The 17,174-nt window shown below is 39.1% G+C and carries 15 protein-coding genes; 13 read left to right on the top strand and 2 right to left on the bottom strand.

Annotation, left to right across the window (positions count from 1 at the left end; all coding sequences use genetic code 11):
- Nucleotides 1-16: 16 nt before the first annotated feature.
- Together KMW37_RS20280 and KMW37_RS20275 are read right to left on the bottom strand one after the other, a co-directional pair.
- Nucleotides 17-1,243 (bottom strand): Glu/Leu/Phe/Val dehydrogenase dimerization domain-containing protein, encoded by a 1,227-nt coding sequence (locus tag KMW37_RS20280; RefSeq protein WP_215226471.1) that lies wholly within the window; start codon nucleotides 1,241-1,243, stop codon nucleotides 17-19.
- A gap of 329 nt (nucleotides 1,244-1,572) precedes the next feature.
- Nucleotides 1,573-2,664 carry an anhydro-N-acetylmuramic acid kinase gene (locus tag KMW37_RS20275; RefSeq protein WP_215226470.1) on the bottom strand — a complete coding sequence of 364 codons (1,092 nt, stop codon included), beginning with the start codon at nucleotides 2,662-2,664 and terminating at the stop codon, nucleotides 1,573-1,575.
- A 167-nt stretch (nucleotides 2,665-2,831) separates the two neighbouring features.
- Here KMW37_RS20275 and KMW37_RS20270 point away from each other — a divergent pair, with 167 nt between their 5' ends.
- From KMW37_RS20270 to KMW37_RS20210, 13 genes are all read left to right on the top strand, one after another.
- Nucleotides 2,832-3,560 (top strand): type III pantothenate kinase, encoded by a 729-nt coding sequence (locus KMW37_RS20270; RefSeq protein ID WP_215226469.1) that lies wholly within the window; start codon nucleotides 2,832-2,834, stop codon nucleotides 3,558-3,560.
- Nucleotides 3,544-4,827, top strand: coding sequence for a hypothetical protein (locus KMW37_RS20265; RefSeq protein ID WP_215226468.1), 1,284 nt, complete (start codon nucleotides 3,544-3,546; stop codon nucleotides 4,825-4,827). The genes KMW37_RS20270 and KMW37_RS20265 overlap by 17 nt, the downstream gene beginning before the upstream one ends.
- Before the next feature lie 11 nt (nucleotides 4,828-4,838).
- The gene (locus KMW37_RS20260) at nucleotides 4,839-6,143 is read left to right on the top strand and encodes a tetratricopeptide repeat protein (RefSeq protein WP_215226467.1); all 1,305 of its coding nucleotides are present in this window, start codon (nucleotides 4,839-4,841) and stop codon (nucleotides 6,141-6,143) included.
- Between the two features lie 284 nt (nucleotides 6,144-6,427).
- Nucleotides 6,428-6,979, top strand: a complete 552-nt coding sequence (gene lptC / locus KMW37_RS20255) for an LPS export ABC transporter periplasmic protein LptC (protein ID WP_215226466.1) — start codon at nucleotides 6,428-6,430, stop codon at nucleotides 6,977-6,979.
- A gap of 30 nt (nucleotides 6,980-7,009) precedes the next feature.
- Nucleotides 7,010-7,225, top strand: coding sequence for a hypothetical protein (locus tag KMW37_RS20250; RefSeq protein WP_215226465.1), 216 nt, complete (start codon nucleotides 7,010-7,012; stop codon nucleotides 7,223-7,225).
- Nucleotides 7,225-8,508: a hemolysin family protein gene (locus KMW37_RS20245; RefSeq protein WP_215226464.1), complete on the top strand. Its 1,284-nt coding sequence runs from the start codon at nucleotides 7,225-7,227 to the stop codon at nucleotides 8,506-8,508. Before KMW37_RS20250 ends, KMW37_RS20245 begins: the two co-directional genes overlap by 1 nt.
- A 90-nt stretch (nucleotides 8,509-8,598) precedes the next feature.
- Nucleotides 8,599-10,707 carry a peptidylprolyl isomerase gene (locus KMW37_RS20240; protein WP_215226463.1) on the top strand — a complete coding sequence of 703 codons (2,109 nt, stop codon included), beginning with the start codon at nucleotides 8,599-8,601 and terminating at the stop codon, nucleotides 10,705-10,707.
- Between the two features lie 111 nt (nucleotides 10,708-10,818).
- Nucleotides 10,819-11,085 (top strand): DUF493 family protein, encoded by a 267-nt coding sequence (locus KMW37_RS20235; RefSeq protein ID WP_215226462.1) that lies wholly within the window; start codon nucleotides 10,819-10,821, stop codon nucleotides 11,083-11,085.
- Between the two features lie 11 nt (nucleotides 11,086-11,096).
- On the top strand, nucleotides 11,097-11,330 hold the full coding sequence (locus tag KMW37_RS20230) for a 4a-hydroxytetrahydrobiopterin dehydratase (protein ID WP_215226461.1): 234 nt from the start codon (nucleotides 11,097-11,099) through the stop codon (nucleotides 11,328-11,330).
- Nucleotides 11,327-12,013, top strand: a complete 687-nt coding sequence (gene rsmI / locus KMW37_RS20225; RefSeq protein WP_215226460.1) for a 16S rRNA (cytidine(1402)-2'-O)-methyltransferase — start codon at nucleotides 11,327-11,329, stop codon at nucleotides 12,011-12,013. The genes KMW37_RS20230 and rsmI overlap by 4 nt, the downstream gene beginning before the upstream one ends.
- A gap of 3 nt (nucleotides 12,014-12,016) precedes the next feature.
- Entirely contained in the window at nucleotides 12,017-12,805 is a 789-nt protein-coding gene (locus KMW37_RS20220) for an inositol monophosphatase family protein (protein ID WP_215226538.1), read from the top strand.
- A gap of 251 nt (nucleotides 12,806-13,056) precedes the next feature.
- A complete protein-coding gene (locus tag KMW37_RS20215) occupies nucleotides 13,057-13,671 on the top strand; it encodes an NADPH-dependent F420 reductase (protein ID WP_215226459.1) in 615 nt (204 codons plus the stop codon).
- 130 nt (nucleotides 13,672-13,801) lie between these two features.
- Nucleotides 13,802-16,801, top strand: a complete 3,000-nt coding sequence (locus KMW37_RS20210) for an AsmA-like C-terminal region-containing protein (RefSeq protein WP_215226458.1) — start codon at nucleotides 13,802-13,804, stop codon at nucleotides 16,799-16,801.
- Nucleotides 16,802-17,174 lie beyond the last annotated feature (373 nt).

Below are 17,174 nucleotides of genomic sequence, written 5' to 3'. Positions count from 1 at the left end.
TAAAAAGGTGATATTGTTAAATAAGTTGATTTATTGCTATTTCAAAAGATTTTCTTGCAATGCCTGTCTTTTCAGGCTGCATTTGATGAGTTTTTTTTAAAGCCCTGAGAATTGTTTGGCTAACATCCTCAAAAATGGCCTTGTCGGTAACTTCTGCTTTATCAGACATTAGGTAAGCAAATACCCTAGCCATTCCACAATTGGCAATAAAGTCGGGTATGACGGAGACTTCTTTATCAGCCGCCAAGCCTATAGGACCGAAAAAGATTTCCTTATCCGCAAAGGGGACATTGGCGCCACAGGAAAGTACTTCTAGTCCAGCATTGACCAATCTGTTTACTTGGTCAATATTGATTAATCTTGAGGCAGCGGCAGGAATAAATATTTCATGCTGGATGTCCCAAATTGTTTTATTTATTTCCTTGAAAGGTAACAACTCCTCAGCAACTAATTTATTGCCCGATCTATGGGTAAATAATTTTCGGATTTCATCAAGTCCGTAGCCGTTTTTGTTGATCAAGCCTCCCTCCTTATCCATAATGCCCACTACCTTAACTCCTTCTACCGCCAAGAAACATGCTGCTGCTGCTCCTACATTTCCCCAGCCTTGGATGATGGCTCTTTTGCCTCTCAATTCTCCACCCCAGAGATGATAGTAATGTTTTACTGCCTCAGCTACCCCAAAACCAGTGATCATATCTGCCACTTTGTACTTTTTTGGGCTGTCTGGTGTGTAATGAGGGTCTTCCAAAATTTTGGAAACCCCTTGCCTCAGTTGACCGATCTTTTTAATCTTTTGGGGCTCAGTAGCATGAAAATGTCCATGAACAATACCTTCCTGAGGATGCCAAAGACCAAATGATTCGGTAATTGGGATCACTTCATCGATTTCGTCAATATTGAGGTCCCCACCGGTACCATAGTAACTTTTTAATATGGGCATCACTGCCTTATACCATCTTTTCAGTACCTGTTCCTTTCTGGGGTCGTTCGGATCAAAATTTATTCCCGACTTGGCCCCTCCTATCGGTGGGCCTGAGACAGTGAATTTTATTTCCATAGTTTTAGCTAAGGACTCAACTTCTCTCCTGTCCAAGCCTTTTCTCATCCGGGTTCCTCCCCCTGCTGCTCCTCCTCTTAAAGAGTTGATCACAGCCCAGCCTTTAGCTTCTGTTTCACTGTCATTCCATTCAAAAACTATTTCAGGCGGTTTGTCCTCAAATTTTTTGAGCGGCTCAATCATATTTGGGTTTTTAAGGTTGCACAAAAATATAAAAAAAACAGACTTTTGCTATATGGAAACCTATGTTTGAGGATAGTTTGTGAAATGATTAGTTTTAGGTTGTTTTTTCGACCTGTTTTTGCCGTTTGATTGATAAAAATTAAAATCCATGGTTATTTGTAGGGTCTGTGTATTGGCTTTGGTAAATAAGTCAAATACTGATTCTGTTCAATTTAGTGAATTTGTCCAAATGGATTGGTTTAAAACTGGTAAAAACTAATTTTTGTTATGAAGTAATTTATTTACGTTCAGTGAAATATGCTTGGTAAAAGAATAGCAGTTAAAAAAAATCAAGAAATCAAATTCGGTTCATAGAGCGTTCCTCCGCAGCTGTTCCTGCTCGCACCAGTTACAGAGGAAAAGGAATTGGCTTCTTTTCTGAGTTTTAGAACTCCCAAGAAAGCAAAAATAAGTGCCTCCTTAAAGTCAATGATTTCTTTATCAGGAACAATTGCTAATACCTTGTTGCCTAATTTTTCAGAAAGTTCATCTATAAAGAAACTATTGTAAGCTCCTCCGCCTGTGATAAGTAATTTGCTTGTTGGTTTTGAAGTATGTGAAAGTACTACTTTACTAATCTGTTCTGCATAATGTCTCACCAAGGTGGCTAGGATATCCTCTTCTGCATTATTTTCACTTTCCAATAGTGGAAGAAAGCTGTTTTCTATATCTTCCCTTCCCAATGATTTCGCCCCGGTATGTGTGTAATATGGAAGCGTGTTGAGTTGGTCCAAGAGGGAGTGTACCACTTTGCCACTTTTTGCCAGTTTCCCTTGATCATCATAGGGGAACCCCCTTTTGGCTGCAAAATGATTTAGGAGCAAGTTGAAAGGAGAAGTGTCAAATGCTTTTCTTTGACCGTTGCTTATCATGGAAATATTGGAAATCCCACCTAAATTTAAGCAAAAGTCGTATTCTTCAAAAAGAAAATGATCCCCAACTGGTGCCAAGGGGGCTCCTTGACCACCTAATAAAACATCTTTGGTCCTAAAGTCATTGATCACGGGTAGGCCACAAGCTTGCATTAGGCTCCACCCACAGCCAATCTGTGTGGTTAATCTTTTTTGGGGTTGGTGAAAAACCGTATGGCCGTGAGAAGCTACAGCATCAGGCCCAAGTTGATAAGTTTTACAGAATTCGTTTACCTTTTCTCCCATCCAAGTACCAAATTCCCTGTCCAAAAGACAGAGCTGCTCTCCAGAAAGCAAGTGTGCTTGCCCAAGTCTTTTTCCCAAATCCTCAGGAAACTCAGCAGTAGTGGCTTCAATAATGTTAAAGGACCATTTTTGGTCATATACAAATCTACAGTGTGCCATGTCCAACCCATCACCTGAAGTTCCGGACATTAGACCGATTACATGGTAAATATTTGAAGTATCCATGTTAGGGTTAAAGTTTGTTAAAATCAGATATGTAAAGATAAATTTATACGGTGGATTTTAAACTCGGATATTAAAATCATTAATTTAGGCAAAAATTTGGCCACCTGTTTTCAATATTTAAAGGTCAAAAAATAGATAGAACAGGAATGTTCAAAAATGAATTTTGATTGAGGAACTTAGTCATAGATATAGGGAATACCAGGATAAAAAGCGCATTGTTTGAGGGGCTGGAAATAATTGAGGAGCAAAGCTTAATTTATATGGATGAGCTTATCCAACAAACCAGCAACTGGGATTTTGATCATGTAATAGTCAGTTCGGTGCGTTGGTCAAGTCAGGAACTTGGGCTGATGTTGCCTTTTGACTTTTTGTTTCTTGACAAGGAAACCCTTTTTCCTGTCAAAAACCAATATCAAACGCCCCATACTTTGGGACTTGATAGGCTGGCAGCGGCGATTGGAGCCTTTAGTAGTGCGGGCAAAGGCCCGGTTTTGAGCATTGATTTGGGTACATGTATTACTTATGACTTTATCAATGAGCAGGAATCCTATTTAGGAGGGGGAATATCTCCTGGAATGCAGATGAGGTTCAGGGCCATGCATGAGCAGACTGCTCGTTTGCCTTTGATCAATTTTGATTTGGAGAGAGGGACTCCCGAATTAGTAGGTGCTAATACCCTCGATGGAATGAAAAGTGGTGTTTATTTTGGAATTAAAAATGAAATAGAAGGTATAATAAACCAATACCTTGGCAATCATCAGGATTTAGAGGTCTTTATTTGCGGTGGTGATGCAAAATTCTTTGAAAGCTTAACAAAAGACCACATATTTGTAATCCCCAATTTAGTCCTTCACGGACTGAATAGAATATTAATTTACAATGTCAATAAAAACTAGACTGCATCTGTTAGGCGTCTTTTGCGCCTTTTTTATATTTAATCAAGCAAAAGGGCAAATCGGTTCCTCTACCTACAGTTCCATCGGAGTTGGGGATATGAACAATTCTGGCCTTACCCAGAACCAAGCAATGGGTGGTTTGGGTATCAGTTATGGTGATGCTTGGTCGGTGAATCAGGTAAACCCTGCTTTATCGGTAAAAAACAATGTTTTTAACTTTCAGGCTGCATTTAATTATAAGCGCTATCAAGCTAGAACAGAAGAAAACAGTGCCACACTTGATGGAGGAGGTTTAAGTTATGTGGCCGTGTCTTTGCCTGTTAAGCCTAGAAAATGGACCGTGGGGCTTGGATTGAATCAGGTAAGTTCAGTGGATTATGAACACATTATCAATAGTGATGTGACTAATTCAGATTATACTGCCATCAATAGGGTCAGAGGACGTGGGGGAATCAGTGAGGTTTATTTGAACACTGGTTTTGAATTGTTAAAAGACCTTAATATAGGTTTTCAAGGAAGTTATGTCTTCGGCTCGACTATCGCTAGAGAGCAATTGTCATTGGTAGATGAGGAAGGTGCATTGACAGGTTTGCTTACGGAATTGTATGACAGACAGACGGTTAATGATTTTGGCCTTAAGGCAGGTGTTCATTATGCTGCCCGTACCGGAGATCGTAGCAGGCTGAACTTTGGTGCCATATACCAGGTGTATGGAGATCTAAAGACGAAACGCTATACAAAAGTTGCGGAAAATGGTCAAGGTACAGATCCTGATTCTGACGGAGAACTGATTTACGATAATGAAATTGGGAGTATTTATTTACCTAATAAATTAGGTTATGGTATAACTTTCGAAAAAATTAATAAATTTGTAATTGGACTTGAAGCTCAACATCAGGATTTTAGGGATTATAGGTCCTTTTCTGACGACAATACTGGCTTAGGGAAGTCTTTTAAAGTTGGCTTAGGGGGACAGTTTGTTCCCGATATTTATTCTTTGGAGAGCGTGTTTATGCGTACTACTTTCCGAGCTGGAATTGAGTTTGAGCAAACCCCATATCTTATTAACCAAAATAAGGTCAATGATATTGGCATTAATTTTGGAGCTTCTGTTCCTATGAGCAGCTTGTCACTTTTGAATTTAGCTGTTAAGGTGGGACAGAGAGGTACAACAAGTAATGGATTGGTTCAAGAGAATTATTTCAAATTCACTTTGGGCTTCTCCATAAATGATAACAGTTGGTTCTACAAAAAAGTATTTGAATAAACACAACGAGTATGAAAGCTAAATTTGCATTATTAGGGTTATTATCTTTTGTTGTTGTGGGCTTAACGCATGCACAGGACAATTGGAATTGGCCGTCAGATCCTCAGATGGAGGCCAAAGCTAGGGAGTATAATGCTGCCTACAATGATTATTTAAAATCAGATCAATTTATTCAGGCAACCAAACCTTTACATTGGTTATTGGTGAATGCTCCAGATCTAAACGAAGCCATTTATATCAATGGTGTAAAAGTTTACGATGGCGCAGCAAAGGCTGCCACTGATGAAGCTCAAAAAGCTGTTTACCAAGATTCAGTAATGACGGTATACGATATTAGAGCTGAAAAATACAATAATGAAGCTGATTGGATTGAAAATAAAGCTTATTACGGCTACGGATATTATAAAGGAAACAAAGATAAAGTAGCCGATGCGGCTTCTTATTTTGCTAGAGATATTGAACTTAATGGTGAAATCAATACCATAGGTTTGGTACCAGCTTATTTTGACCTTGTATATAGAAATTATGCTTACAATAAAGCATATACTGATGAGCAGGTACTTGAAATCTATGATGATCTTTACAAGCGTTTAGATAAAGCTGAAGCGGAAGGTGATGACGCCTCAGGCGCAAAATCAACTTTGGATCAGCTCCTAGTAGCCATGGAAATCATTGACTGTGATTTCATCCAAGAGAAATTGGGGCCACAATTGGAAGCAGATCCAAGCAATATCACTTTGGCTAAAAGAATTTTCCAATATTCTGTTCAGTACAAGTGTACTTCTTCCGAGACTTTTGCTAAGGCCTTAGAGGTGGTGGATAATGACAGTCCAACATTCTCTACTTCCCAAGTGAGAGGTTTGAGATATATGCAGGATGGAGATCATGCAAAAGCTGAAGAAATGTTCACTAGGGCATTGGAATTGGCTGAAACTGATAAGCAAAAGGCAGAGGTAACTTACGACCTTGCTAAGGCACAGGCCCAATTAGGAAAAAAATCTGCAGCAAGACAGTCTGCTATGAAAGTAGCTGAGCTTGATTCAGAAAAAACATCTGAAGCTTGGACATTTATTGGTAGCTTGTACATGGGCTCTTCCAGTGACTGTAGAGGTGGCCAAAGTAGAGTAAAAGATTACTCTATATTTATTGCTGCTTACGATGCCTTCGCAAAAGCAGGTGACAACAAAGGAATGGCCAATGCTAAGGCTAGGTTCCCTTCTAAGGAAGAGTTGTTTACAGAAGGTTATCAGGTTGGACAAACATTGAATACTGGATGTTGGATTGGACAAACAGTGTCCTTGAAAACCAGAGATTAATCCTGAAAAATATATTTCTTAAGAAATTAAAAGGCGGTTCGAACAACCGCCTTTTTTCTTTCGTAAAAAAACGGGATATGAATAGTTATTCCATTGTGATCTGAAATTACTTTAAAACTATTTGTTTGCATTAGTTTTAGTGTAAGGTTACTGTAGATACTACCCACTGTGGTTCTGTTATCCTTAAACTCTAAAAAGCGTTGTTTTCTTGTATTTTCAGTCTTCATTACGAATCCTATTATATAATGCCGTTTAAAACAGGATTAATTTGATAAATTTGTGCCATGAGACGGAGTGTTTTACTTCTTTTGATATTATCGATTGGCTTTTCCTGTAGGGAAAGCGTGGACCTTAGGCAGCTTCAGAATTATGATGGTCCGACGAGGATAACTACCGGAATGGAAGTTTATCGAAGTGATTCTGCGGTTGTGAAAGTCAAAGTGAATGCTGAGCAACAGCTTGTATTCGATAATGGGAATTCTGAATTCCCCAAGGGGATTTTGATTCACTTCTTTGATGATGAAGGTAAACTTACTTCCACCATCCAAGCTGACAAAGGATTTCAGAATCAAAAGGACAAAATATACCGTGGAGAAGGGGATGTGAGGGTGCATAATTTAGAAAATGGCACCAAGTTAAATTCTGAGGAGCTCTACTGGGATGAGAGAAATGGTAGGATTTTCACGGAGAAGTTTGTGACAGTAACCAAAGCTGATGGAACGGTAATCCCTGCAAAGGGAATGGAGTCTGATGAGGCTTTGACTGATATTACTTTCTTTGAAGTTACGGATGGTACCATACCTATTCCTGAAGAAAACGGCGGGTCTAGGCCCTGAGGAAGAGTGCCCTAAAGTGTGAGATTAAATATGAAATTGAAAGGAATAGTTTTATTGTCATTGTCAGCAGCTTTAGTGATCATAGGGACGCATGTTACCATGACCCAAGGGATTACTTTTAGCTACCCTATTTTTATGTTTGCTGTGGCAATGTTATTTTGGTACAAATACCTAAAGACCAAGATGGCAGAAAATGAGGAGCAGGAAGCTCAGCAGCCACAAAAACGAAAGAAAAAACGCCCATAATGGAATATCAATATTTGGCTTATGTCCTGATTACGCTTTTGTTCTCGGCTTTGTTTTCAGGATTGGAAATTGCCTTTGTATCAGCCAATAAACTTCAAATAGAACTGCAAAATAAGCAGGGAGGTTTTACCGGAAAAGTACTGGCTGGTTTTGTGAAAAACCCTGGGCAATTTATTGGGACTACCCTACTGGGCAATACCGTTTCCCTTGTAGTCTATGGTATTTTTATGGCCTATCTACTTGAACCTTCTATCATTTACTATTTGGGATTTTTACCAGATGGTTTTCATGGTTTGAATAATGAGGCAACTGTAATGATTATACAGACCATTATTTCCACCATTATTGTACTGATTACCGCGGAATTTATTCCCAAGAGTATTTTTATGCTCAATCCTAATAATTTGTTAGGCTTTTTTGCGCTTCCTTTTTTGGTGATTTATTATTTGCTATATCCTTTGGTTTGGTTGATAGTGGGGATGTCTAGGTTTTTTATTACAAAAGTGCTGAATTTGGAATATAGTGAAGACAAGCCGGTGTTTAAAATTACTGACCTGAATTCCTTTATCCAGAACAACCTGGAAACTGAAGGTGATGACAGTATGGATATAGATACCAAGATCTTTGACAATGCTGTAGAGTTCAAAACGGTAAAAGCACGGGACTGCATGGTGCCAAGAACTGATATTGTAGCTGTGGATGTGGAAGACAATATCAAAGACCTAAAAAGTATCTTTATGAGCAGTGGCCATTCCAAAATTATTGTTTATAAGGAAAATATTGATGATGTAATTGGTTATTGCCATCATTTGGAGCTATTCAAAAAGCCAAAGAGTATAGAAGATATTCTTACACCAATAATCATCGTGCCAGAGACCGCCTTGGTGAATGAGCTTTTGGTTCAGTTTATCTCAGAAAGAAAAAGTTTGGCATTGGTAGTGGACGAATTTGGCGGCACAAGTGGAATAGTGAGCATGGAGGATATTATTGAGGAGATATTTGGTGAAATTGAGGATGAATATGACAGTGATGACCTGATAGAACAGAAAGTAGGAGATTATGAGTACCTTTTGAGTGCCAGGCATGAGATAGATTATCTCAATGAAAAATATGATTGGAACTTACCCGAAGGGGACTATGATACCTTGTCGGGTTTTATACTTTCCATAACAGAAAATATCCCCAAAAAGGGTGAATCAGTGGTTTACGGGCCATTTACTTTTACGGTTGTTTCCAAGCAAGAACACCGAATCGATACGGTAAAATTGAAGATAAATACATAAGAGAATTTAATAAGTAATTTATTGACAGCGATAATATTTTGAATTTACCGTTAGATGTAATTATTTTGCGACACTTCAAAAACTAGAAGAATGGCTTTAATAAAAGAAATTAGACAGAGAACAGGTCTTGCAATAGGTGTTATTGCATTTGGATTAATACTTTTCCTTGTAGGAGGAGACTTATTGGGTCCAAATTCCATGCTCCTTGGAGGTAGGGATACCACAGTGGGAGAAATCAACGGGGAAGAAATATCCTATGATGAGTATTTGAATCAAGTGGAGCTATTTAAGCAAAACTATGTTCAAAACACGGGAAGGAACCCATCAGAAAATGAAATGTACAGCATCCGTGAGCAGGCTTGGCAGGGAATGATAGTGAAGAAAGTGTTTTCTGAGCAATATGAAGCCCTAGGTATGACTATTTCCGATAAGGAATTGGTGGATATGGTCCAAGGAAAAAACATTGTTGCTGAACTCCGTCAGCAATTGACCAATCCTGAGACTGGTCAGTTTGACGAACAACAATTGATTGCCTTTTTACAATCACTGGAATCGGCTCCAGCTCAACAGCGTGCCATGTGGGCGCAGCAAGAGCAAACATTTGCTGAGTCTAGATTGCGTATCAAGTATGACAATCTATTGGCATCTTCATCTTATGCCAATAAGGAAGAAGGAGCAATGCAATATAAGATGCAGTCAAGCATTGCTGATGTAGAGCATTTGTTTATTCCTTATTATGCTGTTTCAGATTCTGCGATTAGTATCAGTGAATCTGATTTGAAAGCTTATTTGGATGAGAACAAGGAAAGATTCCAAGCAGCCAAGACTAGGGATATCTCCTATGTTACCTTTAATCTTTACCCAAGTGGTGAAGATTCTGCAGCGGTAATCCAGGAGATCAACCAATTGACTGCGGAATTAAGAGCTAGTGCAGATGATTCTGTTTTTGTTTTGAGAAATTCAGAATTCAGCAATCCATTCAGAACTTTCCTTCCAGGTCAACCACTTCCGACTGATTTGACCTCTAATGCTGGGGAAATCGAAAAAGGTGGTGTATATGGGCCTTTCATTACCAATAGAAGTACTTATGTGACTTATAAGGTTTCTGATAAATTTGACAGTACGCCTAGAATGAGAGCAAGCCATATTTTATTGGGAACGCAAGGAATGGACGAAGCAGCCAAAGCTGAAGTGAAAGCCCAAGCTGAGGAAGTGCTTGCTGAAGTGAAAGAATCAGGTAATTTCTTTGCTGCTGCACAGCAATATGGCCAAGATGGAACTGCCCAAAGAGGTGGTGATCTGGGTTGGTTTGCAAAAGCAGATTTTGTTGAGCCATTTGCCGAAGCTGTATTTGCCGCTAAATCTACTGGCTTGATCAATAAAGTGGTAGAGACAGAATATGGTTACCATATTATCAGTGTTACTGAATTGCCTAAGACTGAAACAGTGAAATTGGCTGTTCTTGAGTTGGAATTGGGTCCAAGTGATGCTACTAGAAATGAAATCTTTAGAAATGCAGATTACTTTGCTGCCAACTCTGGAAACGCAGATGAGTTCAAGACCAATGCCGAAGAAGAAGGATACAGAGTAATGTCTGCTGCTGAATTGACGACTAATGCAAGAACTATCAACAACCTTACAGGAGCTAGAGAAGTAGTAAGATGGGCATTCAATGATGCCTCTATTGGAAGTGTTTCCCAAGTGTTTGAATTGGAGAATGCTTATGTAGTAGCTACTTTGAAAGGCAAGACAGATGGTGAAGAAGTTACGCTTGCACAGGTTAGAGCTGAGGTGTCTGCCCAAGTAAGAAATGACAAGAAAGCCAAAGTGATCATAGATAAGTTAGCTGGTAAGGAAAGCCTTTCTGCAATGCAGGAAGTGTTCCCAGAGTTTGCATCATTGGGTACTGCTGCTGATTTGAACTTGATGGACAATACTATCCCAGGAATCGGTTATGCTCCAAAAGCTGTTGGTGCGATCTTCGGTTTGAAGGAGGGTGGTATTACCAAGCCTATCAAGGAAGATATTGGTGTGGTTGTAGCGAAACTGAACAGCAAGACTCCTGCTAGTGAAATTGCTGATTATAGCATGTATAAAAACCAATTGGAGGCGAGTGCTAAGCAAAGAACTACCTATATGATTATGATGGCTGCCCAGGAATTGGCTGATGTAAAAGATTATAGATACAAATTCTTTTAATTAGGATTTGCTTTAAATATTGAATCCCATTCTCATTAGAGGATGGGATTTTCTTGTTTAGGGGATTTTATTTTTCATCTGTCATGTTAAAAGACTAAATTCGGGGTAATTATGAAAAAAGAATTTGATAAAAAGGCTTTTAAGGCGAAACTGGAGGAGCAGAACTCTTTTCCGGCCTTGTATATGTTTAAATTTATTGTACCCAGGGGCAAGGAGGGGGAAGTGGCAGAATTATTGCCCAATAATGAAACCAATTTAAAGGAATCTGCAAAGGGTACTTATATCAGTGTCACCATAAAGGCCATGATGCCAGATAGTGATTCGATTCTTGGTATATATGAAAAAGCCTCAAAAATAGAAGGAATAATTTCTCTATAAACAATAATTGTATGTGGGCAGAAGAAAACAATAAGCTAAAAAAAACATTCGAATTTGGGGATTTTACAGAAGCCTTTGCCTTTATGTGCAGGGTAGCTTTTCTTGCTGAGGCCCATGGCCATCATCCGAATTGGAGCAATGTATACAATAAGGTAGTAATTGAGCTGTGCACGCATGATCAAGGAAATATTGTAACTGAAAAGGACAGGAAGTTGGCTAAGGCCATCGACAATCTTCAAAAATGACAGAAATAAACAGACCTGACCTTTATGTGGTCCCTACTCCTATAGGTAATCTTGAAGATATTACTTTGCGTGCCATAGAGGTCCTGAAGACCGTGGATGTAATCCTTGCAGAAGATACACGTACCACGGGCAAATTGTTAAAGCATCTTGAGATCAAGAGGCCACTGCAGAGTTACCATATTTTTAATGAACATAAGGCCGTAGAAAAGCTTATTGAACGGATGGAGGCTGGGGAGCAATTTGCCTTGGTCAGTGATGCGGGAACTCCTGCTATCAGTGATCCTGGATTTTTGTTGGTAAGAGCTGCCAGAGAGGCCGAACTTACTGTAAACTGTCTTCCTGGACCTACAGCATTTGTGCCTGCCCTGGTCAATTCAGCCTTGCCCAATGATCGCTTTGTTTTTGAGGGCTTTTTGCCACATAAGAAAGGACGTAAAACGCGTATTGAGAATTTGATGGAAGAGCCACGTACCATGATCTTCTATGAGTCACCACATAGGCTTTTGAAGACCCTTGGTCAATTTAAAGAGGCATTTGGGGAAGATCGGCTTGCATGTGTTTCCAGAGAGCTTACCAAGGTGTTTGAAGAGAATATACGAGGCAGTTTGTCGGAGTTAATAGAATATTATGAAAATAATCCCATTAAAGGGGAAATTGTAATTACTGTTTCAGGTAAAAATTAGATGATGGAATTAAAAGAACTTTTGGATAGAACCATTCTGATAGCCAAAGAGGCTGGAGCTTTTATTAGGAGAGAAAGACAAAGTTTTGATTTAAAAGACGTAGAGCACAAGGGGTTCAACGACCTTGTTTCTTATGTGGATAAGGAAGCCGAAAAAATTGTCGTTAATGGTCTTAAGAAGGTATTGCCTGAAGCCGGCTTCATCACAGAGGAGGGAACAGCTAACAAGCGTGAAGAAGAGTATAATTGGATAGTAGACCCATTGGATGGTACCACCAATTTTGTGCATGGCATTCCGGTTTTTTCTGTCAGCATTGCTTTGATGAAAAATGAGGAGATCGTTTTGGGTGTGGTATATGAGGTGAACAATAATGAGTGTTTTTATGCTACCAAAGGAGGCGGTGCCTTTTGTAATGACACGAAGATCCATGTAAGCACTGCCCCTTCCCTGGCCAACAGTTTGATAGCTACCGGTTTCCCTTATTATCAGTTTGAAAAGCTGGATGATTACCTGTCAATTTTAAAACGTATTATGCAGAAGTCCCATGGGATTCGTAGGTTAGGAAGTGCAGCAGTGGATTTATGTTATGTGGCTTCTGGAAGAGTAGAAGGATTTTTCGAATATAACCTTAACTCTTATGATGTAGCGGGAGGCTTGATCATTGTACAAGAAGCAGGTGGAAAGGTAAGTGATTTTGGAAATGGTATGAACTTTGTGTTTGGAAGGGAGATTGTGGCGAGTAATGGGAATATTCATAATGAGCTATTAGAAGAGGTAAATAAGTCTTGGTAGGCTTGTTTTGATGTCCATTTGAATTATAATTTTGGGTTTTCATCATTTGAAAAATGTATTGTGCTTGTTTTCAGTAAGATATGCAGTAATAAATTTGGTTAATCGATTGGAATTTTATAGTTTTCAAATGATTATACTAGTGAAAATCTTAACAAGTGCAATCACCCAATCGTTATCCATTCTCTCACCAAGAAGGGTAATTTCTCCACAGTCATTAACATTGAACCGATATTTATAATTAGACTATTTGCATGACTTTAGGAATAATAGGCGGAACAAAACTTTCAATAAGCTTGGGAAACAAATACCTTTCCCGGGGATTGAATGTTGTGTTTGGCGTAAGGGAGGAATTTGAAGCAAAACAGATTGAATGGAAGATCCTGAAAATGCAAAATGACAAGGTCTTCGGTTATTGTGAAGCGATGGAGAAGGCCGATGTTATTTTGATATGTTGTGAGAATGAATATTTACCATTGGTTTGCCAGTGTCTGAGCCAATATGATAAAACGGACAAGATTGTGTTGGACTGCACAAATGGAAATTATAATCCCAATTTTGCTTGCAATACTTGTTATATACAAGAGAACTCTGGTTATGACAGGGTCTTAAAAGGTTTTAATAATTTGGGCTTGGACTATCCAAAGTCAGATCCATTGGAACTGGTAAAGGAAACTTATTTTTGTGGAGATAACGAGAGTGATAAGTTTAAGGTAAAGAAGCTTATAGAGCTGATTGGTTTCAAGGCGGTGGACGCTGGAAATCTCAATAATGCTCCATTGCTAGAGGCCTTTTACCATCTTAGGAAGCAGATCAGCCACCAAAAAAACGAGAACATAGATTATCACTTTAAGTTAATGTCTGTCTGACAAGAAGCATTTTTTATACTTTCCTTAGCCAAGGGGCTCCAAGGCATTAAATTTGATGTAATTTTAGATGAATTTTTAATATGCTGAATTCAGTATATATAATTGGATAAATCAAATTTTAAATTTTGCCATGAAGAAGACCCTAATAATTGTATTAGTTGCTTTTGCCCTTTTGCTAGTGAGCTTAATAGCTCTTCCTATTATTTTCAAGGATAAAATCGTAGCACGAATTGACCAAGAAATAGCCAATACAATAGATGCTCATGTCTTTTATGATGTTGACAATTTCAGCCTAAGTGTGCTGAAGCGATTTCCTAATATTTCTGCGACCATTGAAGAGTTTGGTGTGGTAGGCAGTGGACCTTTTGAAGGTGATACACTGGCCCATGTCAATAGTTTTCAGGTTGACCTCAACCTGTTTTCAGTCATTTTTGGGGATTATCCCGAACTCACCGGACTACATTTAAATGGTGGACAAATCTATGTGAAGGTATTGGAGGATGGAACTGCCAACTATAACATCATGAAGGAAAGTGAAGAGCCTTCCGCGCCAGAGGAACCATCGAATTTCAAATTTGGGATTGATTTGATGGAGGTCAGTGATGTCAATTTTGTCTATGATGACAGACAACTTAAATACTTCATGGCTTTGCAGGATTTCCAGTTAGAAGGAGCAGGAGACTTTAACGCTGACATTTACGGTATTGATGGGCGCATTGATACCAAAGTGTTGAAAGTGGATTTTGACGATGTCAATTATATCAGTGATAAGACCTTTATGGCAGATACGGAAATTCAGGTGGATATGAACCAAATGAAGTTCTCTTTTGGCGAAGGGCAATTTGGTGTAAATGACTTTTTGTTCGGGGTGAATGGTTTTGTGGCTATGCCTTCGGATGATATTGATATTGATTTGACCTTTGAGGGAAAGGAAAATACCTTTAAAAGTGTGCTTTCTCTAGTTCCTGGTATATATACAGAATCGTTTACGGGTTTAAATACCAGTGGAACGATGGACTTTGGAGGTTTTCTAAAAGGAACCTATAGTGAAAGTCAGTTCCCTAAATTCAATATTGGATTGAAAGTAAAAGAGGGAATGTTCCAATATCCAGACCTGCCTAGACCAGTCAAAGATGTAAATATAGATCTGACAGTCAAAAATGAATCTGGCAACCTGGATTATACTCAGGTGGACATCCCGGCCTTTAATCTTACTTTCGGATCCAACCCTATCTCAGGAAGGTTGTTCTTGGAAAATTTACTTACTTATGATGTTGATGGACAATTAAAAGGTAAGCTAAATCTTGCCGAATTGACTTCGATCTTCCCGATTGACGGGATGGACCTTAAGGGTATTTTGGATGTAGATGCTACTGCCAAAGGGCGATATGATAGTGTAGCAGAAATTATTCCTGCCATCAATGCCAAAATGAACTTGAGTAATGGTTACGTGAAAAGTGAAGAATATCCTGCACCTATTGAGGATCTAAATGTCAAGACCTCCATTGTGAATAGTACAGGGAAAATGGCTGACTTTTTAGTGGACATGTCCAATATAGGCTTTAAACTAGAAGGTGAAGAGGTAAAGGGTAATATGAAAGTCAGCGATTTGGATCGTCTAAACTGGGATGGTTCCGTTCATGGTGCGGTGGATTTAGGTAAGATCATTAAAATATTTCCTATGGAAGGTGTTATTATGGAAGGCAAGATCAAGGCCGATATAGATACCAAAGGGAGCTATGCAGATGTTGAAACCGAGCGTTACAATAAACTGGATACTAGAGGACAGGTAGTACTGAATGACTTTTATTATACAGATAAGGACTTACCGCAGGGGATCCGTATCCATCAAGCCAAAGGAGATTTTAGCCCACAGGCTGTTAACCTAACGAACTTTGATGCCAGACTTGGGGAAAGTCCTGTGAAAGCTGCGGGTAGCCTTTCCAATTATATGGCTTATATGTTTGAAGAAAAAGCCGTGTTGAAAGGTAAACTGGATGTCAATTCGAGCAAGTTCAATATTAACGAATGGATGACCGAGAGTGAAAGCGCTACAGCTGATACTACTGAACTTAGTTTGATTGAACTGCCCAAGAATATAGACTTTAGTATGAGTGTGCAGGCAGATGAAGTCTTGTACGATAATTTGGTTTTCAATGATGCCAAAGGGCAAATGACTTTAAAAGATGGTGTTCTGACTTTTAAAGATGCAGGAATGAAAACTATGGGTGGACAAATGACCTTGAACGGTACTTATAATACTCAGAATATTAAGGATCCAAAATTCAATATGGATTTTAAAGTCCTTGGTATAAGTATTCAGGAGGCCTTCAAATCTTTCAATACCGTTAAGGCCTTTGCGCCGATTGCCCAGCACCTGAATGGCGATTTTACCAGTGGATTTTCCCTTTCCGGTAAATTGGGTCAAGATATGATGCCGGTGCTTTCTTCCTTGGATGGCAGCGGGCTGATAGAAGTGGCTCAGGCTGTGTTGGAAAATAGCAAGATTGTGAGCGGGATCACTTCATTGACCAAATTGAAGGATGGCAATACCATAGAGATCAAGGATCTAAAGCTTAAGGCTGAGATCAAAGATGGGATGCTGGCCGTGAGTCCTTTTGATATTAAGCTTTGGGATTATAAGGCCAAGGTCCAAGGTAGTACTGGTTTTGATGGCAGTATCAATTATTTAGTGAATATGGAAATTCCTGCAGGCAAGTTGGGCAGTCAGGCCAATAATTTGTTGGCATCCCTTTCTGGTACTGAGGCTACAGGAGAAACGAAAATACCATTGGCGATCAATCTAGGAGGAACTTATCAACAACCTAAGGTAGGCTTGGCAGGAGGCGAAAGCATGGAAACTATGGTTGCGAATGCCCTTAAAGCAAGGGCTTCTTCTGAAGGAAAGAAACTTCAGGACCAGTTGACAGAGCAGTTTAAGGCCCAAGAGGATAGTGCCAAGCAGGAAATGAAGGTGAAAGCAGATGCTGCTCAGGACAGTGCCAAGAAAGAACTGAATAAAAAGGTCGAAGAAGCCCAAAATAAAGCTACCGATGAGGTGAAGGATTTAGTGAAGGGACTATTTGGCAAGTCCAAGACATCAAAGGATACTACCAAGTCGAATCAGTAAATTTGATATGAGCATTTATAAACCAGGCAGAGGTAACTCTGTCCGGTTTTTTGTTTTAATGGTTAGAATATGGGCAATAAGTAGCTTTCTAGTTTTGGTATGAAGAAATTCTGTTGTCTACTATTTCAAGGAAAGTTGCTGAATTGGTAATGGACTTTGAGTTTGTTTTAAGGTAAGTGTTTGATAGCTAGCGTCAAGAAACAAATTTAAAATAAAAGTTTTTCCGGTAAGAAAAAAGCGGTTATCTTTGCAGACCCAAAAGAGGGAAGGGAAGTATATCCGGCCAATTAAAAAGGTTGAAAAAACTTTCAAAAACATTTTAAAAAAGTGTGTTGAAAAACAAAATAAATTCCTCACCTTTGCAGACCCAAAC

Origin of the sequence: Echinicola shivajiensis (assembly GCF_018642165.1) — a bacterium.
GTDB lineage: Bacteria > Bacteroidota > Bacteroidia > Cytophagales > Cyclobacteriaceae > Echinicola > Echinicola shivajiensis.
The sequence above is the reverse complement of the archived record's forward strand: the minus strand, read 5'-3'. Positions and strand labels throughout refer to the sequence as shown.